This is a genomic window from Gemmata obscuriglobus (assembly GCF_008065095.1).
Lineage (GTDB): Bacteria > Planctomycetota > Planctomycetia > Gemmatales > Gemmataceae > Gemmata > Gemmata obscuriglobus.
Genome location: NZ_CP042911.1, coordinates 474,247 through 498,817 on the forward strand (window position 1 = coordinate 474,247; position 24,571 = coordinate 498,817).

Annotated in this window: 23 protein-coding genes; 20 read left to right on the forward strand and 3 right to left on the reverse strand. The window is 69.6% G+C overall.

Annotation, left to right across the window (positions count from 1 at the left end; all coding sequences use genetic code 11):
- Positions 1 to 24: 24 nt before the first annotated feature.
- The 11 genes from GobsT_RS02060 to GobsT_RS02110 all read left to right on the forward strand — a co-directional run bounded on the left by GobsT_RS02060 (position 25) and on the right by GobsT_RS02110 (position 10,869).
- Positions 25 to 1,266, forward strand: a complete 1,242-nt coding sequence (locus GobsT_RS02060) for an efflux RND transporter periplasmic adaptor subunit (RefSeq protein WP_010045734.1) — start codon at positions 25 to 27, stop codon at positions 1,264 to 1,266.
- 118 nt (positions 1,267 to 1,384) lie between these two features.
- Positions 1,385 to 1,753, forward strand: coding sequence for a four helix bundle protein (locus GobsT_RS02065; RefSeq protein WP_010045737.1), 369 nt, complete (start codon positions 1,385 to 1,387; stop codon positions 1,751 to 1,753).
- Between the two features lie 133 nt (positions 1,754 to 1,886).
- Positions 1,887 to 5,240: an efflux RND transporter permease subunit gene (locus tag GobsT_RS38590; RefSeq protein ID WP_010045740.1), complete on the forward strand. Its 3,354-nt coding sequence runs from the start codon at positions 1,887 to 1,889 to the stop codon at positions 5,238 to 5,240.
- A gap of 61 nt (positions 5,241 to 5,301) precedes the next feature.
- Positions 5,302 to 6,045 (forward strand): DUF4058 family protein, encoded by a 744-nt coding sequence (locus tag GobsT_RS02075; protein ID WP_010045742.1) that lies wholly within the window; start codon positions 5,302 to 5,304, stop codon positions 6,043 to 6,045.
- Between the two features lie 222 nt (positions 6,046 to 6,267).
- Entirely contained in the window at positions 6,268 to 6,618 is a 351-nt protein-coding gene (locus tag GobsT_RS02080; RefSeq protein WP_010045745.1) for a PadR family transcriptional regulator, read from the forward strand.
- Complete coding sequence (locus GobsT_RS02085; RefSeq protein ID WP_010045747.1) at positions 6,615 to 7,616, forward strand: hypothetical protein; 1,002 nt, start codon at positions 6,615 to 6,617, stop codon at positions 7,614 to 7,616. Before GobsT_RS02080 ends, GobsT_RS02085 begins: the two co-directional genes overlap by 4 nt.
- A gap of 346 nt (positions 7,617 to 7,962) precedes the next feature.
- A complete protein-coding gene (locus GobsT_RS02090; protein ID WP_010045749.1) occupies positions 7,963 to 8,208 on the forward strand; it encodes a hypothetical protein in 246 nt (81 codons plus the stop codon).
- 139 nt (positions 8,209 to 8,347) lie between these two features.
- A complete protein-coding gene (locus tag GobsT_RS02095) occupies positions 8,348 to 9,355 on the forward strand; it encodes a glycosyltransferase family 2 protein (protein ID WP_010045750.1) in 1,008 nt (335 codons plus the stop codon).
- Position 9,356: 1 nt separating this feature from the next.
- The gene (locus tag GobsT_RS02100; RefSeq protein ID WP_010045753.1) at positions 9,357 to 10,208 is read left to right on the forward strand and encodes a class I SAM-dependent methyltransferase; all 852 of its coding nucleotides are present in this window, start codon (positions 9,357 to 9,359) and stop codon (positions 10,206 to 10,208) included.
- 102 nt (positions 10,209 to 10,310) lie between these two features.
- Positions 10,311 to 10,580 (forward strand): hypothetical protein, encoded by a 270-nt coding sequence (locus GobsT_RS02105; RefSeq protein ID WP_148087578.1) that lies wholly within the window; start codon positions 10,311 to 10,313, stop codon positions 10,578 to 10,580.
- Between the two features lie 103 nt (positions 10,581 to 10,683).
- On the forward strand, positions 10,684 to 10,869 hold the full coding sequence (locus GobsT_RS02110; RefSeq protein ID WP_010045760.1) for a hypothetical protein: 186 nt from the start codon (positions 10,684 to 10,686) through the stop codon (positions 10,867 to 10,869).
- A gap of 8 nt (positions 10,870 to 10,877) precedes the next feature.
- Here GobsT_RS02110 and GobsT_RS02115 read toward each other — a convergent pair whose 3' ends face one another.
- Positions 10,878 to 11,705 carry a hypothetical protein gene (locus GobsT_RS02115; RefSeq protein ID WP_010045762.1) on the reverse strand — a complete coding sequence of 276 codons (828 nt, stop codon included), beginning with the start codon at positions 11,703 to 11,705 and terminating at the stop codon, positions 10,878 to 10,880.
- A 243-nt stretch (positions 11,706 to 11,948) separates the two neighbouring features.
- On the opposite strand from GobsT_RS02115, the gene GobsT_RS02120 reads away from it, so the two are divergent.
- From GobsT_RS02120 to GobsT_RS40360, 9 genes are all read left to right on the forward strand, one after another.
- Complete coding sequence (locus GobsT_RS02120) at positions 11,949 to 13,013, forward strand: glycosyltransferase family 9 protein (RefSeq protein WP_010042489.1); 1,065 nt, start codon at positions 11,949 to 11,951, stop codon at positions 13,011 to 13,013.
- Positions 12,980 to 13,576 carry a Maf family protein gene (locus GobsT_RS02125; RefSeq protein ID WP_010042487.1) on the forward strand — a complete coding sequence of 199 codons (597 nt, stop codon included), beginning with the start codon at positions 12,980 to 12,982 and terminating at the stop codon, positions 13,574 to 13,576. The genes GobsT_RS02120 and GobsT_RS02125 overlap by 34 nt, the downstream gene beginning before the upstream one ends.
- A gap of 9 nt (positions 13,577 to 13,585) precedes the next feature.
- Positions 13,586 to 14,179 (forward strand): SMI1/KNR4 family protein, encoded by a 594-nt coding sequence (locus GobsT_RS02130; RefSeq protein WP_148087579.1) that lies wholly within the window; start codon positions 13,586 to 13,588, stop codon positions 14,177 to 14,179.
- Between the two features lie 115 nt (positions 14,180 to 14,294).
- A protein-coding gene (locus tag GobsT_RS02135) for an IS3 family transposase (protein ID WP_417936319.1) occupies positions 14,295 to 15,423 on the forward strand; the annotation gives its coding sequence in 2 pieces (ribosomal slippage) (positions 14,295 to 14,573 and positions 14,575 to 15,423; 1,128 coding nt in all).
- Between the two features lie 236 nt (positions 15,424 to 15,659).
- On the forward strand, positions 15,660 to 16,805 hold the full coding sequence (locus tag GobsT_RS02140; protein ID WP_010033957.1) for an ISAs1-like element ISGob5 family transposase: 1,146 nt from the start codon (positions 15,660 to 15,662) through the stop codon (positions 16,803 to 16,805).
- Between the two features lie 44 nt (positions 16,806 to 16,849).
- Entirely contained in the window at positions 16,850 to 17,224 is a 375-nt protein-coding gene (locus GobsT_RS02145; protein ID WP_010042481.1) for a helix-turn-helix domain-containing protein, read from the forward strand.
- 257 nt (positions 17,225 to 17,481) lie between these two features.
- A complete protein-coding gene (locus tag GobsT_RS02150) occupies positions 17,482 to 17,928 on the forward strand; it encodes a DUF1810 domain-containing protein (RefSeq protein WP_010042479.1) in 447 nt (148 codons plus the stop codon).
- Positions 17,929 to 18,084: 156 nt separating this feature from the next.
- Positions 18,085 to 18,624, forward strand: a complete 540-nt coding sequence (locus GobsT_RS02155; RefSeq protein ID WP_157506788.1) for a fused DSP-PTPase phosphatase/NAD kinase-like protein — start codon at positions 18,085 to 18,087, stop codon at positions 18,622 to 18,624.
- Positions 18,625 to 18,787: 163 nt separating this feature from the next.
- Positions 18,788 to 20,455, forward strand: coding sequence for an RNA polymerase sigma factor (locus tag GobsT_RS40360; protein WP_010042473.1), 1,668 nt, complete (start codon positions 18,788 to 18,790; stop codon positions 20,453 to 20,455).
- Here GobsT_RS40360 and GobsT_RS02165 read toward each other — a convergent pair.
- Together GobsT_RS02165 and GobsT_RS40365 are read right to left on the reverse strand one after the other, a co-directional pair.
- Entirely contained in the window at positions 20,424 to 20,861 is a 438-nt protein-coding gene (locus tag GobsT_RS02165; protein WP_050790294.1) for a response regulator, read from the reverse strand. The two genes, GobsT_RS40360 and GobsT_RS02165, sit on opposite strands and share 32 nt — an antisense overlap.
- Before the next feature lie 104 nt (positions 20,862 to 20,965).
- Positions 20,966 to 24,502: a PAS domain S-box protein gene (locus GobsT_RS40365; protein ID WP_010042468.1), complete on the reverse strand. Its 3,537-nt coding sequence runs from the start codon at positions 24,500 to 24,502 to the stop codon at positions 20,966 to 20,968.
- Between the last annotated feature and the right edge of the window lie 69 nt (positions 24,503 to 24,571).

The following is a 24,571-nucleotide window of genomic DNA, read 5'->3' on the forward strand; positions in this document are numbered from 1 at the left end:
AGGGAGGGGGGCCGGGGGAGTCGGTTGGTACCGCTCCTGCTCCTCGCCCTCCTGTTCCCCGCGTGCGCGCCGAAGCCGCCCGCGACCACCGCGGACGCCGCCGCGAAGGTGGTCCCGGTGACGGTCGCCGAGGCGAAGGCGATGAAGCTGCGGCGCACGGTCCCGGTGTCCGGCACGCTGTACCCCTACGAGGACGTGATGCTCGCGCCGAAGGTCGGCGGGCGGGTGCTGCGCGCGTACCACGACGTGGGCGCGCGGGTCCGCCCCGGCGAGCTGCTCATGGAACTCGACCCCACGGAGTTCCGCCTCGCGGTCGACCAGGCCCGGCCCGCGTTCGAGGGCGAGCTGCGCAAGCTGAAACTGGCCGCGCTGCCCGCCTCCGACGCCGAGTTCGAGCCGCTGATCGCCAAGGTGGACGCGGTGGCCGAGGCGAAGGCCAACGCCGACTTCGCGGACTCCGAGCTGAAGCGGGTCGAGAAGGAGGTCGCGGGCGGGGTCGGGTCGCGCCAGGCGCTCGACTCCGCGATCAACCGCGTGGCGGTCGCGCGGACCCGGGTGCTGGTGGCGGAGACCGAGGCCCGGGTGACGCTCGCCAACGCCCGCCGGCTCAAGGCCGCGCTCGAGGACGCCGAGCGCAAGCTCGCGGACACGAAGCTGTGCGCCCCGAACCCGCCCGAGTGGAACGACTGGGTGCAGCAGCTCGGCACGACCGCGACCCCGCTGTCCTACGCCGTGGCCCAGCGGATGGTCACGCCCGGCTCGTCGGTCGAGTCGATGCCGCTGACCAACTGCTTCCGGCTGGTGATCGACCACGCGCTGAAGTTCGGGGTCGCGGTGCCCGAGAAGCACGCGCCGGACGTGCTGGTGAACCAGCAGGTGGAGCTGAGCGTGCTGGCCCACCCGGGGCACCTGTTCAACGGGTTCGTGGCCCGGATCAGCCCCACCATCGACCCGACCAGCCGCACCTTCGGGGTGGTGATCGGGGTGCGCAACGGGGACGGCCGGCTGAAGGCCGGCGGGTTCGCGACCGGGGAGGTGGTGGTCGGCTCCGACGCGGTGACCACGGTGCCGCCGGAGGCGCTGGTGTCGTTCGCCGGGGTGAACAAGGTGTTCGTGGTCGAGGGCGACAAGGCCCGCGCGGTCGAGGTGACGGTGGGCACGCGCGACAAGGCGTGGCTGGAGGTGGCCGGCGTGCCCGCGGGCGCGAAGGTGGTCACGAGCGGGCAGTCGCAACTGGTGGACGGCGCCCCCGTCCGGATCAAGTAGTCCCAGGTCGTCAGGTCGCAAGTCCCAAGTCAATAACAGGGAGCACCGATGGCGGCCATTGGCGAGCGGTCCCAGGTCGTCAGGTCGCAAGTCCCAAGTCAGTAACAGGGGAGCACCGATGGCGGCCATTCGACGGTTCGAGGACATTGAAGCCTGGAAGCGGGCGCGCGTCCTGACCAACTTAGTGTTTCAGATCACGGGCGGGGCGGCCTTCGACCGCGATTACGGGTTCCGGCGTCAGATGCGGGACGCGGCGCTGTCGGTGATGTCGAACATCGCTGAGGGGTACGAACGAGACAGCGGCGACAAAGACTTTCGGCACTTCCTTTCCATCGCGAAAGGTTCGGCCGGGGAGGTCCGAAGCCAGCTTTACGCGGCGCTAGACAACAATTTCATTTCTCAAACGCAGTTCGACGAGGCGTCGGCACTCACGACCGAGGTATGCCGGATGCTTCAGCGGTTCATGTCGTACTTGTCGGGCGAGTGAGCCCCACCGCCCCGTCAGTGTCTTCGATTTGTGACTTGGGACTGGTGGACCTCAGACGGAACCGATTGATCCCGGCCGCCCCGTCGGTGTCTTCGACTTGTGACTTGAGACTTGTGGACCTGAGACCCAAATCATGGCCATCTGGGACATCTGCATCCGCCGCCCGGTGTTCACCACCATGCTCGTGCTCGGGCCGGTGGTGCTCGGGATGGCGTCCTACGGGCGGCTCGGGGTCGAGCTGTTCCCCAACGTGGACGTGCCCGTCGTGGTGGTCACCACCACGCTCCGCGGCGCCGGCGTCGAGGAGATGGAGTCGAGCGTCACCCGCCCGGTCGAGGAGGCGGTGAACACCGTCTCGGGCATCGACGAGCTGCGCTCCACCACCAAGGAGGGCGTGTCCAGCGTCGTCATCGGGTTCAAGCTGGAGCGGAACGGCGACATCGCGGCCCAGGACGTGCGCGACCGCATCTCCACGCTGCTCCCGCGGCTCCCCTACGGCACCGACGCGCCGGTGGTCGAGAAGTTCAACCTGGACGCGGCCCCGGTCGTGACGGTGGTGGTGTCCGGCGGGCCGGGGCGCAAGCTGCGCGAGGTCACCGAGATCGCCAAGAAGCAGATCAAGGAGGACCTGGAAGGGGTGACCGGGGTCGGGTCCGTGGTGCTGGTCGGCGGCGAGCAGCGGGCGGTGAACGTGACGCTGCGGCCCGAGCGGCTCCGCGCGCTGAGCCCGCCCCTGTCCCCCGAGGACGTGCGGCGGGCGCTGGCGGCGCAGAACATCGAGCTGCCGGGCGGGAAGGTGGACGGCGGCGCCCAGGAGCGCGGGCTGCGCGTGGTGGGCCGCATCCAGACCCCGGCGGACTTCGAGAACGTCATCATCGAGACCCGCACCGACGAGAACGGGCTCAAGTACGCGGTCCGCGTGAAGGACGTGGCGGACGTCACCGACGACATCGAGGAGCCCCGCGGGAAGTCGCGCCTGGACGGCAACGTCGCGGTCAGCCTCGTCATCCAGAAGCAGTCCGGCGGGAACACGGTGGCGGTCGCGGACCGGGTGAAGGAGCGGCTCGCCAAGATCCAGTCGGGGCTCCCGGCCGACATCAAGACCGAGATCATCCGCGACCAGAGCAAGTTCATCAAGGGGTCCATCGAGGAGGTGAAGTTCCACCTCGTGCTGGCCGCGGTGCTGGTGATCGCGACCATCTTCATCTTCCTCCGCGACTGGCGGGCCACGCTGATCGCCGCGACCGCGGTGCCGACCAGCATCGTGGGCACGTTCGCGTTCATGGACGTGATGGGGTTCTCGCTCAACAACATGACCCTGCTCGGGCTGATCCTGGCGGTCGGGATCGTGATCGACGACGCGGTGGTGGTGCTGGAGAACGTGTTCCGGTACACGGAGGAGTACGGGCTCAGCGGGTGGGACGCGGCCAGCAAGGCGACCAAGGAAATCGCGCTGGCGGTGGTGGCGACGACGCTGTCGCTGGTGGTGATCTTCGCGCCGATCGCGTTCATGTCCGGCCAGGTGGGGCGGTTCTTCAACAGCTTCGGGTTCGTGGTCGCGTTTGCGATCATGATGAGCATGGCGGTCAGCTTCACGCTCACTCCGATGCTGTGCGCCCGGCTGCTGCGGGGACCGACCCCCCCGGCCCCCCTCCCTGAAGGGAAGGGGGAGAAAGAACCTTCGCGCGCCGATCACGAACCCGGCGCGCACACCGCGAGCGAATCGGACTCCCCCACTCCCTTCAGGGAGGGGACGGGGGTAGGTTCCTCCCACGCCCACTCGTCCGGCTGGCTCACGCGGTGGTACGTCGGCACCCTCGCCTGGTCCCTGCGGCACCGGTGGGTGATCGTGCTCGCCACGGTCATCACGTTCCTCAGCACGCCGGTGCTGTTCGTGCTCGTCGGCACCGACTTCGTGCCGAAGGACGACCAGAGCGAGTTCGAGGTCGCCATCACCCTGAAGGAGGGCTCGACGCTCGCCACCGCCGAGGCGCAGTGCGCGGAGCTGGAAGAGAAACTCAAGAAGGTGCGCGGGGTGACCAACGTGTTCACCGTGATCGGCCCCACCGACGGGCGCGCGCCGAAGGGGCAGGGGGACGTGACGCAGGTCAACATCTACTGCCGGATGAGCGACATCTCGCTGCGCGACTTCGCGCAGCGCGACGCGATGGCCGACGCCCGCGTGGTGCTGGCCGACTACCCCGACCTGCGCACCTCCGTGCAGGACGTGAAGCTGATCAGCTCGAGCGCGTTCAAGAACGCGCAACTGGACCTCAGCATCCGCGGCCCCGACGGCGACAAGCTCGACCGGTACGCGGCCGAGATCATGAAGAAGATGAAGGCGAACCCGAAGTTCACCGACGTGGACACCAACGCCGCGGCCCGCAGCCCGGAGCTGCAGGTGCGCATCGACCGCCAGCGGGCGGCGGACCAGAAGGTGAACGTGCAGGGCGTGGCCACCGCGCTCAGCCTGCTGGTGGGCGGCGAACCGGTCACGAAGTACAAGGAGGGCTCGGACCAGTACGACGTGTGGCTCCGCGCCGCGCTCCCGAGCCGCGACCGGTCCGCCACGATCGACCAGTTGCTCGTGCCCGACACGAAGGGGCAGATGGTGGAGCTGCGCACCCTCGCCCGGCTCGCCGACGAGCGCGGGCCGGCGACCATCGAGCGGTACAACCGGCAGCGGCAGATCGGCGTGCAGTGCAACTTCGCGCCCGGGGTGGCGCTCGGCAACGTGCTGCCGGAGGTGGAGGGGTACGTGAAGGAGCTGGACCTGCCGCCGGAGTACCGGTACGAGTTCCTCGGCGAGGCCAAGCTGATGGCCGACTCCAACGCCAACTTCCTGCTCGCGTTCTTCCTGGCGTTCGTGTTCATGTACATGATCCTGGCGGCGCAGTTCGAGAGCCTCGTCCACCCGATCACGATCCTGATGGCCGTGCCGCTGACGCTGCCGTTCGCGCTGATCTCGCTGATGCTGCTGCGCACGCCCCTGGACATCTACGCGATGATCGGGCTGTTCATGCTGTTCGGCATCGTGAAGAAGAACGGCATCTTGCAGGTGGACTACACGAACGTGCTGATCGCGAAGGGGCTCCCGCGCGACGAGGCGATCCTCCGTGCGAACGAGGCCCGGTTCCGGCCGATCCTCATGACGACCGTGATGCTGGTGGCGGCGATGATCCCCATCGCGACCGGGAGCGGCCCCGGGGCCGGCGCCCGGGCCAGCATGGCGAAGGTGATCCTCGGCGGGCAACTCCTGTCGCTGCTGCTGTCGCTCCTGGTGACGCCGGTGGCGTACTCGATCTGGGACGACATGATGAACCGCGGGAAGCGGGTGGCGGCGTGGATCGACCGGCGGCGCACGCGGCCGGCCCCGGCGGCAATCGCGATGGCGGAACCGGTCGCGGAGCACGCGGCGGCCGAAACGGTTCAGGAAGTGCCGGTGTTCCGGGAGGCCGAATCGGACGCCGCCCCGACCGGGTCGTAACCCGGCGTTGTTGTCTGCTTTCCCCGGGCAGTAGACTGGATCGTCTGCCCGGAGGAGAGGGATGCCGCTGCACGACTGGACCCGCGTCGAAGCTTACGCATATCACGACTTCCGCATCGGTTGGCTGGTCGCGATCCGCCGCGTACTGAACGACGGCGCCCTCCCGCCCGGTTACTACGCCCGCGCCGAACAGACGCTCCGCACGATGGGGCCGGACGTACTCACCCTTCAGTCGAAAGAGCCGGACACAACGCGCCCCGGCGGGACCGTGCTAACGGTCCCCGCCGCCCCGCCCCGCGTCGCCATTGCGGCCACCGGCGCGCCGCGCGTGCCCGCGTTCGCGCAGAAGCGGCTCGCGATCCGCCACTCCAGCGACGACCGGCTCGTCGCCATCGTGGAGCTGGTTTCGCCGGGCAACACGTCGTCCGCCCAACCCCTGCGCGAGTTCGTGAAGAAGGTGGTGACGGCCGTGGACGCGGGCATCCACGCGCTGGTGATCGATCCGTTCCCGCCGGGCAAGCGAGACCCGAACGGGCTCCACGGCGTGATCTGGCCGCGGCTCGGCGGTGCCCCGTACACGCGACCGGACGACAAGCCGCTGGCGCTCGCCGCGTATGAGTCCGGCGACGCCGCGGGCAGCCCGCACCGGTGCTACGTTCAGCCGCTGGCGGTCGGCGACCCGCTCCCGGACATGCCCCTGTTCCTGCGGCCGGACGAGTACGTTTACGCGCCGCTCGAGCGCGCGTACCAAGCGGCTTACGCCGACGTGCTCCCGCAAGACCGTGCGAAGCTGGAACCGCGGTGACGGAACGGTCCGCAACTTCGCCCCACCTCCCGAACGTCGCCGGTACGGGAACCGCTTTCGCCTTCGGAGCGTTCCCGGCGGGCGCCTTGTCCGGGCGACCGACGTTCTCGCAACGTCTTCATTTCAGCCGGGTGCCGTGAGACTACAGCGGGAAAAGAGCCTTCCTGGCTCGGGCCGGCCCACCTCATTGACAGGTACCTTGCGTGACATTATAGTGACCGCATGGACGCGGGCTTTCTGGCCAACTGGACCACGCAAATGCGCAAGGGGCTGCTGGAACTGTGCGTTCTGGCCACCCTCAAAGGCGACCGGGTGTACGGGTACGACATCGTCAAGCGGCTGTCCGCGGTGGACGGGCTCGTGATCGGCGAGGGGACCATTTACCCGATCCTGAGCCGGTTCAAGAAGGAAGGGCTGGTGGACGCGACGCTGGCCGAGTCGCCCGAGGGGCCGGCGCGCAAGTACTACCGGCTCACCGCCCGCGGCCAGGAGATGCTCGCCCGGATGCTGGCGGCGTGGGCCGAGGTCCGAACCGGTATCGACACGGTGACCGCAACGGAGCCATTGCCATGACCTTGACGCCGGCCGATCTGGACCTGTCGCCGCCCGCCGCGGCGCGGCTGGAAGAGTACCTCGGGCAGGTGCGCGGGGCGCTGGCCGGGGCGCCGGACGTGAGCGCCGGCGACATCGAGTCCGACCTCCGCGAGCACGTCGCGAACGAACTGAGCGCGGCCCCGAAGCCGGTCGCGCTCGCGGCGCTGAGCGCGGTCCTCGAACAACTCGGCCCGCCGGCGCAATGGGGCGCGGCCCCGGACCCGGCGGCGTTCCACGGGGTCCGGCACCTGCTCCGCGAGCACCTCCGGGGGGCGCGAACCGCCGCCGCGGCGGGCGCCCGGCGGGTCCGGCTCACGCTGTGGAGCGGGCCGGAGGACTGGCGCCTCGCGTACCTGTCGTTCGGGGTGCTCGCGGTCGGGCTGGTCACGATGGTCGTGTTCCCGCTGGCGCTGCTCCTGAGTTACCTGCTCTCGCGCGCCGGGATCGCGCACGCCCGCGAGCGCGGCATCGACCTCGGCGCCGGGCGGAAGTGGCTGCTGTACCCGCCGGTGGTGCTGGTGAGCGCGACGCTGCTGCTCGCGGCGGTGATGTGGCCGGTCGCCCTCGGGCTGGTGGCCGGCGCGCAGGTCGAACAGGCGCAGTGGCGACTCGCCCAGTCTTACGAGCCCCACGCGCTCCCGTCGCTGGAGGAGTTGCGGGCACCGCCCTCGGACCGCTGGCTCACGAGCGCGTCGCGGCAACAGAAGGAGGACCGCAAGTTACTGATGATGATACCCGTCGCGCCGGACCTGGCACAAATCGCGGCGGGGCTGTTCGCCGGGGCCGGTGCTGCCGCGTTCTGGTGGATGGTCCTGGGCGCGGCGGGCGCGAACTTCCCGGGCGCGGTGCGGGCGACGTTCTTCCCGCTGTGCAACCGGTTCGAGCCCCATCACGGGACCTGGCTCGCGGTCGTGTGCTTCCTGCTCCTGCTCCCCTGGCTCGCCGCGGCGCGCGAGTTCGTCGCGGCGCTGCTGTGAGCGGCCCCGATCCCGGAGACCAAATCACGCGGCTCAATGTCGAGAGCCTGATTCACGGTCCGGCTGGTGGTGCCGGTGCCACAAAGACAAAACTCAAAACGGACACCAACAGCCGGCTTGTGTATGAGAGCCCGCGCCAACCCGTCCGCGTTCACCCGCACGTCCCGCCCGAGGTGCGGCGGGCGCTCGCCGAAGGAACCACGGCCACGTCCCCGGCATCCGTGGAGGCGCTTGTGACCGTCACACCGGCCGCCGATGGCGTTATTGCGCGGCCCTGTTGGGTGGCAAGAGGGGGATCGAGAGGCGGAGCGGGGAACCGGTACCGCGAGTTCCTGGCGGGGCGGCTGTGGAACAGTTGGTGCACTTGGCCGCGTATCCGGCCCCGCACCCGACGCATCTGCATCACGCCGACCGACTGGGGCAAGGGCGAAGCATCGGCAGCGGGTGCGTCGAAGGGGCCATCAAGCACGTCGTGAACCGGCGGCTCAAGCGCACCGGGGCTCGGTGGAAGGCCGCGCACGTCGGACCGCTGGTCGAACTCGGGGGCCTCGTCGAAACGCCCGAATGGAAGGACCTTTGGACCGCCGCGTAGGAAATCGCGTGCCTCAACCGATGTGCCAACATCCACAGACACACCCTCCCGCGCGTCGCGGTTGACACGGCTTCCGCAGAAGTGGTAGAACCCCCCGTCTGTTGCACCGAAGGACCGACCCCGAACGCAGGAAGCGCTCATGTCGCAGGTGCTCATCGCACCGCCCGAACCCCGCGTCGCCCGCCCGGCCGTGCCGGACGTGTCGGTGTGCATCGCCAACTGGAATTGCGTCGAACTGCTCCGGCGCTGCCTTCAGTCGCTGTTCGAACAGGACCAGGGCGCCCGGTTCGAGGTGATTATTGCCGACAACGCGTCCACCGACGGGGCGGCCGACATGGTCGTCGCCGAGTTCCCGGACGTGGTCCTCATTCGGAACGCCGAGAACTACGGCTTCGCGCGCGCCAGCAACCAGGCCGCCGCGGTCGCGACCGGCCGGTTCCTGTTCTTCCTGAACAACGACACCCTCGTCCCCGAGCGCACGCTCCGGCGGTTCCTGGACCTCGCGGAGGCGAACCCCGGGGCGGGCATGTTCGGCCCGCGGCTGCGCGGCGCCGACGGCGAGGTCCAGATCTCGTACCGGCGCCGCCCCACGCTCGCCGCGCTGCTGCACCGGATCACGCTGTTGCGCTGGACCGGGCTGTTCCGCCGCGCGTACTACGAGTACCGCCGCGACACGTTCGACCCGATGACCGCGCGCGAGGTCGAGGTGCTGATGGGGGCCGCGGTGTTCCTGTCCCGCACGGTGTTCGACCGGGTCGGGCGGTGGGACGAGGCCTACTGGTTCGGGGTCGAGGACATCGACCTGTCCACGCAGGTGAGCCGGTTCGGGCCGGTGCTGTACGCCGCGAGCGTGGAGGTCGTCCACTACGGGCGCGCGGCGGGCCGCACCAACATCAACTTCGCGGCCCCGAACGTGGCGATCGGCTACGTGCACTACTTCCGCAAGTGCGGCGCCGGCCCGCTCGCGCTCTTCGCGTACAAGGCCCTGGTGACCGTCGACGCCCCGCTTCAACTCACCCAGAAGCTCGTCGAGGCGGTCTGGCGGCGGGCGACCGGGCAGCGGGCGAAGGCGCACAACAGCTTGGTCGCGGCCCGCGGGCTGTGGGCGTTCCTGCGCCGCGAGCTGCTCCGTTTTTGGAAGGCGTGACATGCGTACCCGCGACCTGCTGCGGTTCGTCCCCGGGCTGTCGAAGCTCGCCCACGCGCTGACCGCCCGGGAGCGGGAGAACCGGTTACTCACCGAAGAGTGCTGGCGGCTCGCGGGCGAGAACCACCGGCTGAAGGCCCGCGCCGGCAACCGCCGCCCGGGCCACACCGAACCGGGCGCGGCGCCCCCGCTCCCGCCCGAGGTGCTGCGGCTGATGGTCGCGGGGACCGGCGACGCGGATTGGTTCCTCACCGCCGGGAAACTCGCCGCCGACGCGCTCGCGGCGCTGCTGGCGCGCAACGGCGTGGCGCTTGGGGACTGCGAGGCGGTGCTCGACTTCGGGTGCGGGTGCGGGCGCGTGCTCCGGCACCTGACGCACCTGCCCGCGGCGCTGCACGGGTGCGACTCGAACCCGGTGGGCGTGGAGTGGTGCGCGGAGCACCTCCCGACCGCCCGGTTCGCGGTGAACGCGCTGGAATCGGCGCTCGACTACGACGCCGGCTCGTTCGATGTCGCCTACGCGTTCTCGGTGCTGACGCACCTGCCGCAGCCGCTTCAGTTCCACTGGATGCGCGAGCTGCGCCGCGTGCTGAAGCCGGGCGGGGTGCTGGTGCTCTCGCTGCACGGCGACGCGCTGGTCGGGAAGTTGAACCGGGCCGAACGCGCCGACTACCGGGCGGGGCGGCTGGTGGTGCGCTCCGGGGAACTGGCGGGAACGAACCACTGCGCCGTGTTCCACCCGCCGGCGTTCGTGCGCGGGGTGCTGGCCGACGGGTTCGAGGTGCTGGAACACGCCCGCGAGGGCGCGAAGGGGAACCCGCCGCAAGACGCGTGGGTGCTACGCCGGAAGTGACGGCCGGAAATCGGGCCGAGAGCGGTAAAGATGGGCGGCCGGCGGGCGTATAACTCGGTGCCCGGCCGCACCGGCCGGCTCACGACCCCCGGGGCGGTCCCGATGGCGCCGTTACTGCGAATTCTCTGCACGCTCTTGCTCGGGCTGCTCCTGGCGGCCGCGCCGGCACCGGCGTTCGGCGGCGAGTCCGACGGTGCCGAGCCGCAAGAGGTGACCCGGCCGGACGCGCCGGCCGTTTCGGCGGCCGTGCGTCACGTCGCGCGGCCCCGTGCGATCGTCCCGCTCCCCCTCCTCACGGTACGGCCGCCGGCCGACCGATCCGATAACGAACCCGTCCGTACACACGCCCGCCACTGCGTCTGGCGCGAGTAGCGTTCGCCCCCACCCCCGCTCTATTCGTTATGACCCGAACTCTTACCCGCGCACCGCCGGCGCGTGTCGCGCTGGTGTGCGCCCCACACCAGGAACAATACCCATGCGCAAATACGACCGCCGCTACGTTAACCGAATGACGCGATCCGATGCCGCCCGGTCGCTCCTGCCGAACCCGCTCACCCGGGTCGAGTTGCCGCCGGCGCCCCCACAAACGCGTGTGTCGGGCGTCACAGGGCCGCTCAACACGAGCCACCCGCCCGGCGCCGGTTCGACCCCCGCTCGCTGAGCCCGGCGTCACGGGGCTCCTGCACCGGTCCCCGCCGGTTCGGGAGCCCCGCCGACCGTCGGGCCGCGCCCCGGAGCCGCGGCCCACGCCGCGAGGTAAGCCCCCAACACCGGGGCTTCGGCGACTTTCGTGCTAAGAAGCGCCTTCGCGCCGGCGACCAGCGCGGCCTCTTGGTCGGAGGTGATGTCGCCGGTCATCACGCGGGTGCGGAGGAACACGAAGTAGGTGTCGAGGGCGTCGCACAGGCACCGGTCGTTGATCTCGGCGATTCCGCCGGCCGGAACCGAGAACAGGCGCCCCGGCGTACCGATCAGCTTCGCCAGCACGTCGAGCCCGCCGGCCAGTTTGTACGCGCCGGAGTTGGTGAGCCAGTCCGACAGGTCGATCGGCCCCCGGTACCGGTCGCGCGCGAGGTAGTAGTCGCGGGCCTGGATTCCGTACCGGAACGCCGCCAACTCCAACAGGGGCAAATCGAACGCCCGGCCGTTGAACGTGACGAGCCTGGCGTTGTAATGCGTCACCCCGAACCAGAACTGGTTCACGATCTCCCGCGGCCGGAAGTGCGGCGCGTCGAGACACTTGAAGTTGAGCAGGGTGAAATCCGGGGCCACCCGGAGCACGCACACCGCAACCGGCGCCTGGAAGCTCACCGGGATGGGTTCGTTCGCTTCCTGGGCGCGCCGGAGGGCGTCTTCGGGCGCGAGGTCTTCGCCGGGGTGCCGTACCGACGCGAGCAGTTTCCCGTCGGGCACGCTCGCCCCGGCTATCACCAGGAACGCCGTGCGCGTGCCTGCTTCCGGGACCGTCGGGCGCAGGTTGGTTTCGGCCAGCGTCATAATGGTCACACCTCGACAGCAGTTCACATTGTACTGTCGTCCGAATCGGCGGACCGGTCAACGCGCCGGGGTGTAAAGGGGGCCGGCACTTTCGGTACGCGCGGCGGCGCGTGCCGAAAGTGCCGGCGGTGCAAGCTATGCTGGTAGTGCGGGGCGGGATTCGGTCTTGCCCGCCACGCACCACGTGGGCACACTACCGCGCCCGTACCCCCTGAGCAGTGGCCGTTTAAGGAAAGGCCCGCCATGACGCTGGACCAGATCAACGCGCGGCGGATCGCGATCATCAAACCCAGCGCACTGGGCGACATCGTTCACGCGCTTCCGGTTTTAACGGCCCTCCGCAGCCGGTTCCCGGCGGCGCGCATCACCTGGGTCGTGAACGCGAGTCTCGAGCCGCTCATCGCCGGCCACCCGGACCTGACCGACACGCTCCCGTTCGATCGGGGGGCGTTCAAGGGGCTCCGCGGCGGGCTCGCGGCCGCGTGGGGCTTCGCCGCGGAACTCCGCCGCCGGCAGTTCGACCTCGTTATCGACATGCAGGGGCTGTTCCGCAGCGGGCTGATGGCGCTGTCGAGCGGCGCCCCGCACCGGGTCGGGTTCCGCAACGCCCGCGAGGGCAGCCGGTACGCGTACACGCACAAGCTGGCCGCGCCCGCGCGCACGGAGGGGCACGCGGTCGATCGCATGTGGGCCGTCGCGGAGGCGTTCGGCGTCGGGCACCTGCCGAAAACGTTCCGCGTGCCGGTGCGGACGGACGAGCGGATAACGGCGCGGGCGGAACTGATGACGCTCCCGCGCCCGTGGGTGGCGGTCGCGGTGGGGGCGAAGTGGGTCACGAAGCGCTGGCCCCCCCCGCACTTCGCGGAACTGCTGAACCGGGCGCAGTCGCGTTTCGGCGGTTCCGCGGTTTTTGTGGGCGGGCACGAGGACACGCCGGCCGCGCGCGAGGTGATCGCCGGCCTGCGCGGCCCCGCGCTCGACCTCACCGGCCGGACCTCGCTCCCGCGCCTGTCGGCCGCGCTGTCATTGGCCGATGTGATGGTCGGCAACGACACGGGGCCGCTGCACCTCGCGGCGGCGCTGGGCGTACCGTGCGTGGCGCCGTACCTCTGCACCAAGGTGGCGTCCCACGGGCCGTACACGCAAGCCGCCAACTGCGTCGAAACGGCGGTGGCGTGCGGCGGGAGCTACATCAAGAAGTGCCCGAACATGGTCTGCCTGCCGGACCTGACCGCGGACCGGCTGTGGCCCAAACTGGCAGAGGTTCTCGACACATGGCAGCACGCGCGCAGCTCCCGTTCCGCCTGATCCTCGCGAGCGGCTCGTGGGGCCGCCGCTGGCTCATGGAGCAAGCCGGGTACCCGTTCGAGGTGAAGCCGTCCAACATCGACGAGCCCACGGAAGCCCGGCTGGGCGACTGCCGGCACTACGTCGGCGAACTCGCGTGGCTCAAGGCCGAAGCGGTCGCGCTGAAAGAACCCGACGGGCTCGTCATCGCCGCCGACACGGTGGGCTGGCTGAACGGGAAAGTCGTGGGCAAGCCCGAAGACGAGGCGGACGCGCGGCGCATCATCAAATCCCTGTCGGGCACCGTTCACGAACTCTGGACCGGGGTGTGCTTGTGGCACCGCCCGTCGGACTTTCAGTTCTGCTGGCAGGAGCGCAGCCTCGTCCGCATGGCCCAGCTCTCGGACGCCGAAATCGACGCCTACCTGAAGACGCGCAAGTGGGAAGGGTGCAGCGGCGCGTACTCGATCGAGTTCCCGCACGACCCTTACCTGACGATCGAAACCGGGAGCGCGAGCAACGTCGTCGGGCTCCCGATGGAGTCGCTGGAGAAGGCGCTGGGGTGGATGGCCAAAATGATGTGAGGTGCGCCCGTGGCCGGTCCGGAAAAACAGTTGCGTGACTTGTTCCGTCGTGTCTTCGGCCCGCCCGAACCTCCACCGCCGATGGCGGAACTGGTCGGCCGTCTCGATGCCTGGCTCGCACGAAATCGTGCCGACTATTACGCCCGCCTTCGCCCGGGTCTGTCTCATGCGGCGTGGCTCGACTTCGAATCTCAACTGGGTGTGAAGCTGCCGGACGCTTTTCGTGTGCTGTACCAGTGGCGAGACGGTCAGGGTGACACGTTCGACAGCTTTCACGGCAATCGACAATGGATGCCCGCGGAAGACATCGGGCGCGTCAAAACGCTGATGGACGGTATGATCGGATATGACTTCGAGCCGGGCTGGTGGGACCCGAACTGGGTGCCGTTTTTGGAGAACGGGGCCGGGAGCTATCTGTGCGTGGATGTGGCCGGTCCGGAACCTGGGCGGTTGGTCGAGTTCTGGAACCGCGATCACGATCGTCCCGAGATCGCCCCAAGTCTCGAGTGGTGGACGTACAAGTTCGTCACGTCTCTCGAACGTGATCGTTGGGAGCGCACAAAGGTTGGTTTCGAGTGCGTCGAGGCAAGAGACGGCGAATAGTTAAACTCGAACCACTGTCGCGTTTGCCGAAGTACACCCACTGAGACCGGTATAGTGGACCCCGAAAACTGGACCGCCGGTTAAGCTATACCGGAGGCCCAGGAAAGGGGAACCCATGGCGGGCAAGCGGAAGAGTCACTCGGCGGCGTTCAAGGCCCAGGTCGCGCTGGCGGCCCTCAAGGGCGACAAGACCATCAACGAACTGGCGAGTCAGCACGGCGTCCACCCGACCCTGATTCATGGGTGGAAGAAGCAGTTGCTCACCGGGGCCGAGGCCGTGTTCGCCTCGGGGGCGAAGGGCACCGGCCCCCCGGAAGACAAGACGACCGAGTTGTACGAGCAGATCGGCCGCCTCAAGGTGGAACTCGACTGGGTGAAAAAAAAATCGGCCGCCCTCGGCTGAGGCCAAGCGTGCCCGGATCGAGGCCGAGCACCCGGAGCTGAGCGTCCGGCGCCAGTGCGAGCTGATCGGATTGAACCGCTCGACGGTGTACTACGAGCCGACCCCGGAGAGCGCGGAGAACCTGACGCTGATGCGGTTGATCGACGAGCAGTACACGACGTGCCCGTTCTACGGGAGCCGGCGCCTGGCCGCGTGGCTGGGCACCCAGGGCCACGAGGTGAACCGCAAGCGGGTGCAGCGGCTGTTGCGGATCATGGGGTTGGAGGCCCTGTACCCCAAGCCCAAGCTGTCGGTCGGGTCCGGGCACAAGGTGTACCCGTACCTGTTGCGGGGCGTGGCCATCGACCGGGTCCATCAGGTGTGGAGCACGGACATCACGTACATCCCGATGCCCACCGGGTTCATGTACCTGGCCGCAACGATGGACTGGTTCAGCCGGTACGTGGTGGCCTGGCGACTGTCCAACACGTTGGACGGGTCATTCTGCCAGGACATGCTGGAGGAGGCCTTGGGCCGGGGCAAGCCGGAGGTGTTCAACACGGACCAGGGAGTCCAGTTCACGGCCGCCGCGTGGGTCGGGCGATTGGAGCGGGCCGGGGTCGCGGTGAGCATGGACGGGCGGGGCCGGTGCCTGGACAACGTGTTCGTGGAGCGCCTGTGGCGGAGCGTCAAGTACGAGGACGTGTACCTCAAGGGTTACGAGTCGGTGCCGGCCCTGGAGAGTGGGCTCCGGGCGTACTTCGGGTTCTACAACACCGAGCGGTTACACCAGTCCCTGGACTACCGCACCCCGGCTCAGGTGTATGGCGTCGGAGCCACGAAGGCCCCGACGAAACAGTAGCGAAGGATAGCAACTTTTTGGTCTAGACAATGGGGTCCACTGTACGGTTCACGGCTCACAGACAGGCACGGCAAGTTGCTTCCATCAACAGGGCAAACGCACTCAATCCCCTAGGAATCGCTGGATTCTAGCTAATTTTGAGGCGTGTGATCGAGCGGCCATCGCTCGCCTCCTGCGCATGTGCGGCCCCGCCTCCATATGATTCTGGCGCGCCCTCACCGCCTCGGAGTCTGCCGATGAGTGCCGCCCCCGGCCCACGCCCGTTAATCGAGTACCTGTCCCAGATCCCGGATCCGCGGGTCGAGTTGAAGTGCTTCCACGACTTGATTGATGTACTCATGATCGTGACCTGTGGGACGATCGTCGGGGCCGATGACTTCGTGTCGATCGCCGAGTTCGCGCGGGCCAAGGAGTCCTGGTTCCGGGACCGGCTGGGGCTGACGCTGCGCAACGGGATTCCGTCCCACGACACCCTCAACCGGGTGTTCGCGCTGGTCCGCCCGGAGGCGTTCGGGCGGTGCTTCCGGGCGTGGGTCGCGGACGCCGCCGAGGGCCTCCGGGTGCCCCACATCCCGATCGACGGGAAGACCATGCGGGGGTCCAAGCGGGTCACCGGCACGGGGGCTCGCAAGGCCACACACATCGTCAGCGCATGGGCTCAGCAGTTGGGCCTCACGTTGGCCCAGGTGAAGACCGACGAGAAGTCCAACGAGATCACCGCGATCCCGGAACTGCTGGAGCGGCTGGACCTCGCGGGGGCCCTGGTGAGCATCGACGCGATGGGCACCCAGAAGGACATCGCCCAGCAGATCGTGGCCGCCAAGGGGGACTACCTGCTGGCGGTCAAGGACAACCAGCCGCGGCTGCTCGAGGACATCCAGCGGTTGGCCGAGGGGGCCCTAGAGGCGAGCTACGCGGGCCGCTCGACCGACCTCAACGAAGGAACGGGCCACGGGCGCGAGGAGATGCGGTTCTGCTTCGTGATCGACGACCTGGAGTCGATCCGGGACCGGAATGTGTGGCCCCGGTTGCGGTCCGTCGTGGTGCTCGTCAGCAGCCGCACGGTCGCCGGTAGGACGAGCGACGAGGTGCGGTATTACATCAGCTCGCGGAAGGCATCGGCCAAGCGGTTCCAAACGTGGATCCGGGCTCATTGGTGCATCGAGAATTCATGCCATTGGGTGCTGGATGTCGCGTTCCGAGAAGACGACCACCGACTCCGTGAAGGGCACGGCCCGCAGAATATGGCCCTCGTGCGCAAGATCGCCTTGGCGATGTTGAAGAAGGCAAACGCCAAATGTGGGATCAAGAACCGGCGACTCAAGGCCGGATGGGATAATACCTACCTCGAACAGGTACTACTGAAAAATCCCGAGGATTGAGTGCGTTTGCCCTGCTTCCATCAACCGTCAGCAATGGGTAAGCAATGGCCGAGCGCATTCACCGCGACATGAAATGGACCGCCGAGGATCGCGCGCGGTACAAGGCCATTCGCGAGCAGTTTCAGAAAGAGCGTCCGACGCCCCAACAGCTCATCGAAAGTGGTGAGTACAACGGCCCCATTCCGCACGGGGTGTACCTGTCGCTCATGGCCGCACTGGTCGAACTCAAGAAGGCGCGGGAGGCGGCCGGGTTGAGCCTCGCAGATGTCGCCGAGCGGTCGGGTATCGACAAGGCCGCGCTCGGCCGGCTCGAAAACGGCGTCCACGATAACCCAACCGTTGATACGCTGGCCCGTTACGCTGCGGCAATTGGCAAGCGGCTGGTATGGTCGCTTCAAGATGTTGCACCAACAGTATGAGTCACCCGCGTCGTTGCGACCACGGCACGCCGCAAGCCGTCCCTGCTGATCGGCGGCGACTTTCTTGGAGGCGCCCTCAATACGAGGGTCTATTGTTTTCGACTCATTCGGCCCTGCGACGGGGGGACAGCACCACGCCGACTGGTCGCCGGCTGGACATTTGCTACCTCCCGACTGGCACTTCGCTGGGGCGTCGCTACCAACGAATCACACGATTCAGCGCCGGTGATAGCCGCCAGAATCAACCCGGATTGGTCATGACAAACGCGAATGACCCTTACGACCTGAACCGGTTCGTTGCGGCCCAGCAGGGCGGTGGCGGGCGGTCGGATTACGCCACCGCGCTGGCCGAGGTCCGTGCCGGCGACAAGGTCACGCACTGGATGTGGTACGTCTTCCCACAGTTCGCCGGGCTGGGGTTCAGTGCGATGTCCCAGCGGTACGCGATCAAGAGCCGTGCGGAGGCGGAAGCGTACCTCGCCCACCCCGTTCTCGGGCCGCGCCTCCTCGAATGCGCCGAGGCGGCGCTGGGTGTCGCGGGCAAATCGGCGCTCGACATCTTCGGCGGTCCCGACGACGCGAAGCTCAAATCGTGCGCGACGCTGTTCGCGCACATCTCGCCGGACGGCTCCGTGTTCCACCAACTCCTGGAGCGGTTCTTCGGCGGTGAGCGAGACGAGAAAACGCTCCGACTGCTCGGTTGACCGTGCCATCGGCCGGGGGTATGGCCGCGTTCACGCAGCGGAGCGCAAACGCAGCACCCGAAACGGTCCGCTGAAAGTCGCCCACCGCCCACGTCCAGCGCCCTGCGAGGAACCACGGTGATGATTGGTGGATCGAGACCCATTCTGACGGCGTTGGTGGCGATTGCGGTCCTTCTATCGGGCTCGGGGTGCGACCGCGGGCCGCGCAACTTCGGCGTGGTGGAACCCGGCGTGCTGTACCGCAGCGGACAACTCACCCCGTCGGCGTTCGAGCGGCTCCTGACCGACCACGGCATCAAAACGGTCGTGAGCCTGCGGCCGCTGCGCGACGAGGCCGAGAAGTCGGACGCGCACGAAGAAACCATCTGCCAGTCGCGCGGAATCAAGTTCGTGCGAATTCCGCCCCGCGAGACGGGCGCGGAACCGGGCGGCAGCCCGTTGGAACCGGTCGCGCGGGAGTTTTTGGCCGTGATGGCTGATCCGGCGAACCACCCGGTTTACGTCCACTGCACCGCGGGCCGCGATCGCACCGGGACGGTGTGCGCCGTTTACCGCGTGGATCACGACGGCTGGTCCCCGGAACAGGCGGTTGCGGAAATGCGGACCTTCGGGTTCGACCCGGACAAGGACGCGGCCGCCGGCGCCTACACCCGTTACATCCTCTCCTACCGCCGGCGGGCCGAACCGAGTCGCTGAAAGCCGGATGTCATCCGGCCGCCGCGCCTCACACAGTAAAACGCAGCCAGCTCCGAACACGATCCGCCGGGGCGGCGCCGGAACAAAATTCCGAAATCGTGGATAAGTTGCAGCACGTCTCGGAAAGGTACCTCCAGAAGAGCGAGGTGCGGAGGGCCGACGTGTGAGAACGCGAAGCGGGCGCGGCGGCGTGCTGGACCCGATCGTGCGGGCCGCGCTTGCGGCCGTGCGGCTGGGCGAACTGTCCGACGGCGAACTGCTCGCCCGGTTCGTTGCGACCCGGGACGAGGAGGCGTTCGCCGAACTGGTGCGCCGGCTCGGGTCGACCGTATACGGGGTGTGTCACCGCGTCCTCGGCACCCGCGCCGACGCCGAAGACGCCTTCCAGGTCACATTTCTGGTGCTGGCCCGCAAGGCCGACACGGTCCGACCGCCCGGGCGGGTCGCGGCGTGGCTGCACGGGGTCGCCGTGCTGACCGCCCGCAAGGCCCGCGCCGGGCGGCTCCGGCGGTTCGCCCGCGAACGCGCGCTCGGCGACACGCCCGAGCCATCTGCCGTATACACGCCGCCGGAGCCGGACCTCGGTCGGGTGCTGGACGAGGAGATCCAGCGGCTCCCGGACAAGTACCGGGCGGCGGTGGTGCTGTGCGAGGTGCGCGGGCTGACCGTCGCCCAGACCGCGGCCGAACTCGGGCTGCCGGTCGGCACGGTGGCCAGCCGGTTGGCCCGCGGGCGCGCCCTGCTGGCTTCGCGGCTCACCCGCCGCGGGGTCGCCGGCGCCGCGGCCGTGGGCGCCGCGGGCGGGCTCGCGAGCACCGCGATGGCCGCACCGGCCAAGCTCTTCGGGTCCGCAGTTTCGGTTGCGTTCTCCGGGTCACAATGCGCCCCGGCAGGCGCGCAACTGCTTCTCAACGAGGTACTACGAGCCATGAGCCTGAGCAAACTTCGCGCGTTCGCGGTCGCGACGGTGCTGAGCGGCGCGGCCGCCCTTGGCGGCGCCGGCCTGCTCCCGTCGGGGGCCGCGCCGGCGCTTGCTGCGCCGGTTCCCAAAGCCGCCCCGGGCGCCGCCGACCCGCTCGACCGGGTCAAGGTCGACAACATCGCCGGGCTGCTCAAGGTCGAGGCGATCCGCAAGGACATCCAACTGACCGCCGAGCAGGCCAAGAAGGTGGACGAGCTGCGCGGCCGGCGCAAGCAGGCGGTTGTGCCGAACGTGATCCAGCAGGGGCCGGTCGGCGGTGTTGTGATTGGCCCGGCAATGCCCGCCCGCCCGGCAATTCCTGTCGGCCCGGCAATGCCCGTCGGCCCGGCAATTCCCGTCGGGGGTGGCATCCAAGTCGTGGACGTGGCCGTCGGGTTCAGTGGTATGGAGTCGCCCAGCGACCCCGAGTTTTACAAGGCCGCCGCCGAGATTCTGAAGCCCGAACAGATGCGCCGGCTGAAGCAGCTCTCGCTGCAAGCGAAGGGACCGGTCGTGCTGCTCGACCGCCGGGTGATTCGGGCGCTCGGGCTGTCCGCCGAGCAAGAAGACAAGATCGAAGCCGTGGCGCCCCCGGACCGGAGCAAGAACGGCGGCACGCTGGCGGTTCGGATGGTGAACGGGCGCGTCGAGGATCCGGAGGCCGAGCGGGACGTGGCCGCGTGGGAGGCCGCCCTCAAGGTGCTCACCGCCGAGCAGCGTGCCAAGTGGGACGGCCTCGTCGGCAAAGTGCTCCCGGCGGCCGAGTTGCGAAAGGCCCAAATCGTGTCGCTGGAGGAAATCAAGAACCTGATGCCCAACCTGCCGAACGTACCGAACATCAACCCGATCCCGGTGCCCCCGCCGGGCTGATCGCGGCCTCGGCCGAGCGCACCTGGTCGTGGCGGCCCCGCCCGGCCGAAAGCTCTCCAACAAGGTGCAGAAGGGCCGCGGGGTTGAACGGCTTCGACAGCACCGCGGCCGCGCCCGCCGCGTGCGCGGCCGCCGGGAACGCGCTGCCGCCCCGCGGCGGCTCACCGGTCATGGCGACCACCACCGCCTCCGGGTCCAGGGCGCGCAACTGCCGGATCGTTTCCAGCCCGTCCAGGACGGGCATGAACTGGTCGCACACGACGACCGCGGCGGCGCGCCGCGCGTACGCCTGGACCCCGGCCCGCCCGTTCGAAGCCTCGGACACCTCGTGCCCGGCCTCCTCGAACACCATGCGCAGCAGGAGTTGCACCTGCGGGTCGTCGTCGATCAGAAGAACGTGAGCCACCGTCGCACCCTTCAACAATAAGCGTCCCGCGCGAGCGAGCCGCACGGTTTACAGCGAACACGCGCCACGCCCCAGGCACGGCGCGCACTGCTTGAGGGGGTATGTCAGCCGTCCAGCACCGCGCGCACCTTGCGGGCCAGCGCTTCGGCCGTGAACGGCTTCTGGAGGAACGCCACCTCGGCCGACCGCACCCCGTGCCGCACGACCGCGTCGTCGGTGTACCCCGACACGTACAGCACCCGGAGCCCGGGGCGCGACCACTGGAGCGCCTCGGCCAGTTGCCGCCCGCCCATCCCCGGCATCACCACGTCGGTGATCAGCAGCGGGAGCGGCCCGCGGTGGGCCGCGGCCGTCTGGAGCGCTTCGCCCGCGCCGGGCGCTTCGAGCACCGTGTACCCGCGCTCGCGGAGCACCTCGCGGGCCAGCGCCCGGACCTCCGTGTCGTCTTCGACCAGCAGAACCGTTTCCGTGCCATCCGGAACGGCCGGCAGCGGCGTCGCGACCCCCGACGAACCCGGGCCGGCGCCGGCGGCGGGGAAGTACACCTGGAACGTGGTCCCGTGACCGATCACGGAGTCCACCTCGATGTGCCCGCCCGCCTGCTCGACCACGCCGTGAACCACCGCGAGCCCCAGCCCGGTGCCCCGGCCCGCCCCCTTGGTGGTGAAGAACGGCTCGAACAGCCGCGCCTTCACCTCGTCGGACATCCCGCACCCGGTGTCGGTCACGGAGAGCAGGACGTACCGCGCCCCGTCGCGCTCGACGTTGCTGGTCTCGACGGTGAGCCGGCCGCCGGTGGGCATCGCGTCGCGCGCGTTCACCACCAGGTTCATCAGCACCTGTTCCGCCTGCCCGGGGTCGGCCACCACCTGCGCCAGCTCCGGGTCCGCCACCGTCGTCAGCTCGATGTCCTCGCCGATCAGCCGGCGCAGCAGCCGCTCGGCCTCGGCCACCACCACGTTGAGCGACAGCGGGCGCGGCTGGATCACCTCCTGGCGGCTGAACGCGAGCAGTTGCCGGGTGAGCCCGGCCGCCCGCTCGCCGGCCTTGACGATCTCGCCGACCAGGGTCCGCTCCCGCCCGGTCAGGCGGTCGCCGAGCATCCCGCCGAACCCCAGGATCACGGTGAGCAGGTTGTTGAAGTCGTGCGCCACCCCGCCCGCCAGCCGCCCCACCGCTTCCATCTTCTGGGACTGGAGGAGCTGGGCCTCCAACTGCTTGAGCGGGCTCACGTCGGTCTGGATCGCGACGAAGTGGGTCAGCGCGCCCGCCCCGTCGCGGACCGGGGCCACCGTCAGCGCGTTCCAGAACGGCTTGCCGTCCTTGCGGTAGTTGAGCAGCTCGACCAGCGCGGCCCGCCCGTCCCGCAGCGCCGCGCGGACGGCCGCCACCGCGCTCGGGTCGGTGCCCTTGCCCTGGAGGAACCGGCAGTTGCGGCCCAGCGCCTCGGCGGCGGGGTAGCCGGTCATCCGCTCGAACCCCGGGTTCACGTACACCAGGGGGTGGTCCGGCCGGGTGGCGTCGGCGATCGCGACCCCCTGGGGGAACGCCGCCAGCGCCCGGTCGCGGAGCCGCATCTGCTCCTCCGCCCGCCGCCGCTCGACGAACTGGGCGATCAGGTCCGCGGCGCCGCCGAGGGCCTCGCGCGCCGGGGCGCCGAGCGCGGTCCGGGCGAACGTGGCCAGCACCCCGACCAGCCGCCCCTCGACCAGCAGCGGGTACCCGGCGAACCCGACCAGCCCCGCACTCCGGACGCGCTCCGGCTCGCCCGTCAGGGGGTCGTCGGCGACCGCATCGGTCCAGTACGGCTTCCGCTCCTCGGCGATGCGCCCGACCAGCAGCCGGCCGACCGGGATCCGGGCGTACAGGCCGTCGGTGGACGCGGTCAGCCCGGCGCTGGCCCGCAGCTCCAGCACCGTGCCCCCTTCGGGCAGAACCCACACGCGCACCAGCGCCGCGCCGAGCTCGTCGACCACGGCCGCGCAGCACGCCCGCAGCGCCTCCGGCTTGTCGCCCCCGCGGGCCACCGCCGCGGCCACCCCGGCCCGCATCGCCGCGGCCCGCTCGCGCTCGGCCCGGCGCGCCTCGGCCCGGTTCCGCTCGGTCACGTCCCGGTTCACGCTCAGCACGGCCGGGCGGCCGTCGAACTCCACCACCGACGCGTTCACCTCCAGCTCCATGCGCGCCCCGTCGCGGCGGAACTGGACCGTCTCGAACTGGTACACGTCGCGCCCGTCGGTCGCCGCGGCGACGTGCACGAGTCCCCCCGCGGGGTCCGCCGACAGGTCGGCGAGCGACCGGCCGACGAACTCCTCGCGGGGCAGGCCGTACGCCCGGCACGCCGCGGGGTTCACGTCGAGCACCCGCTCGCCGTCCGGGTCGAACACCAGCACCGGGTCGTGCGCGTGCTCGAACAGGGTGCGGTAGTACCGCTCGGACCGGGCCACCGCCTCGGCCGCCCGGCGCGAATCGGTCACGTCCCGGACGATGCTGGTGAAGAACGTCTCCCCGCCGGCCTCCCACGCGGTCACCGTCAGCTCGGCCGGGAACTCGGTCCCGTCCCGCCGCTGCGCGTCCACCGCCACCACCTGTCCCACCACCGACGACGGCCGCCCGGGCCGGTACTCGGCCAGCCGCCCCGCGTGGGCCGCCCGGTACCGGGCGGGGATGATGCGGGTGATGTCCGAGCCCGTGGCGGCCTCGGCCGGGCACCCGAACACGCGCTCCGCGCCGCGGTTCCACCCGACCACGAGCCCGTGCCGGTCGGTGGTGATGATCGCGTCCGTCGCGGACTCCACCACCGACCGCAGCCGCTCCTCGCTCGCCCGCAGCTCCAGCTCGGCCTGCTTCCGCGCGGTGATGTCGCGGGACGTGATGACGACCCCGTCCCCGAGCGGCACCACCTGGTGCTGGAGCCAGCACGACACGCCCTCCGGCGTCTGAAACGGGAACTCCTCTTCGAGCGGCTCCCGGGTGACCACCACGCGGGCGTACCGGTCACAGAACCCGCCGGTGCGGTTGACGGGGAGCATCTCGCACAGCCGCTGCCCGACGGTCTCGGCGCGGGTCCGCGCCACGAGGTGTTCGCCGGCCGGGTTCACGTCGTCGAACGTGAAGTCCGTAATCAGCCCGTCGGGGTCGCGGACGGCGGTCAGGAAGAACATGGCGTCGAGGCTGCCGTTCATCGCCGCCCGGAACCGCTCCTCGCTGGCCCGCAGCTCGGCCTCGACCCGGCGCCGCTCGGCCACCTCGCGCTCCAGCTCCTCCGGGGAGCGCATCGCGAACGCCTTCGGGATCACCGGCAGCAGCGACAGCACGGTGGCCCACGACACCACGGCGGTGGCGAGCTTGACGAGCCCGGCCAGCCGGTACGCGGGCCACCAGAAGATGATCGCCTCGATCAGGTGCGTGGTGCCGCACAGGAGGATGAACGCGCTGAACAGCCAGAACAGGTTGCGGAACGGGACATCCTTGCGGCGCCGCGCGAACAGCACCAGCGCGATCGGGATGGCCAGGTACGCGGACCACACGCCCAGGTCGGACAGGATGTGCAGCCAGCCCAGCGGCGCGTCCCAGTTCCCGCACCGCCACCGGGCCGGGAAGTCGGACGTGTCGAACAGGGAGAGCCAAAAGTGTTGCATGGCGCGCGGTCTTGGGTCCAACACGTTGCCCGGCACCAACTCTATAACATGGCTGCGACAGGCAAAGCC

Coding starts and splice junctions, on each gene's coding strand:
- GobsT_RS02065 (WP_010045737.1), top strand. CDS start 1,385: ATGGCGGCCATTCGACGGTTCGAGGACATTGAAGCCTGGAAGCGGGCG.
- GobsT_RS38590 (WP_010045740.1), top strand. CDS start 1,887: ATGGCCATCTGGGACATCTGCATCCGCCGCCCGGTGTTCACCACCATG.
- GobsT_RS02075 (WP_010045742.1), top strand. CDS start 5,302: ATGCCGCTGCACGACTGGACCCGCGTCGAAGCTTACGCATATCACGAC.
- GobsT_RS02080 (WP_010045745.1), top strand. CDS start 6,268: ATGGACGCGGGCTTTCTGGCCAACTGGACCACGCAAATGCGCAAGGGG.
- GobsT_RS02085 (WP_010045747.1), top strand. CDS start 6,615: ATGACCTTGACGCCGGCCGATCTGGACCTGTCGCCGCCCGCCGCGGCG.
- GobsT_RS02095 (WP_010045750.1), top strand. CDS start 8,348: ATGTCGCAGGTGCTCATCGCACCGCCCGAACCCCGCGTCGCCCGCCCG.
- GobsT_RS02100 (WP_010045753.1), top strand. CDS start 9,357: ATGCGTACCCGCGACCTGCTGCGGTTCGTCCCCGGGCTGTCGAAGCTC.
- GobsT_RS02105 (WP_148087578.1), top strand. CDS start 10,311: ATGGCGCCGTTACTGCGAATTCTCTGCACGCTCTTGCTCGGGCTGCTC.
- GobsT_RS02110 (WP_010045760.1), top strand. CDS start 10,684: ATGCGCAAATACGACCGCCGCTACGTTAACCGAATGACGCGATCCGAT.
- GobsT_RS02115 (WP_010045762.1), bottom strand. CDS start 11,705: ATGACGCTGGCCGAAACCAACCTGCGCCCGACGGTCCCGGAAGCAGGC.
- GobsT_RS02120 (WP_010042489.1), top strand. CDS start 11,949: ATGACGCTGGACCAGATCAACGCGCGGCGGATCGCGATCATCAAACCC.
- GobsT_RS02125 (WP_010042487.1), top strand. CDS start 12,980: ATGGCAGCACGCGCGCAGCTCCCGTTCCGCCTGATCCTCGCGAGCGGC.
- GobsT_RS02140 (WP_010033957.1), top strand. CDS start 15,660: ATGAGTGCCGCCCCCGGCCCACGCCCGTTAATCGAGTACCTGTCCCAG.
- GobsT_RS02145 (WP_010042481.1), top strand. CDS start 16,850: ATGGCCGAGCGCATTCACCGCGACATGAAATGGACCGCCGAGGATCGC.
- GobsT_RS02150 (WP_010042479.1), top strand. CDS start 17,482: ATGACAAACGCGAATGACCCTTACGACCTGAACCGGTTCGTTGCGGCC.
- GobsT_RS40365 (WP_010042468.1), bottom strand. CDS start 24,502: ATGCAACACTTTTGGCTCTCCCTGTTCGACACGTCCGACTTCCCGGCC.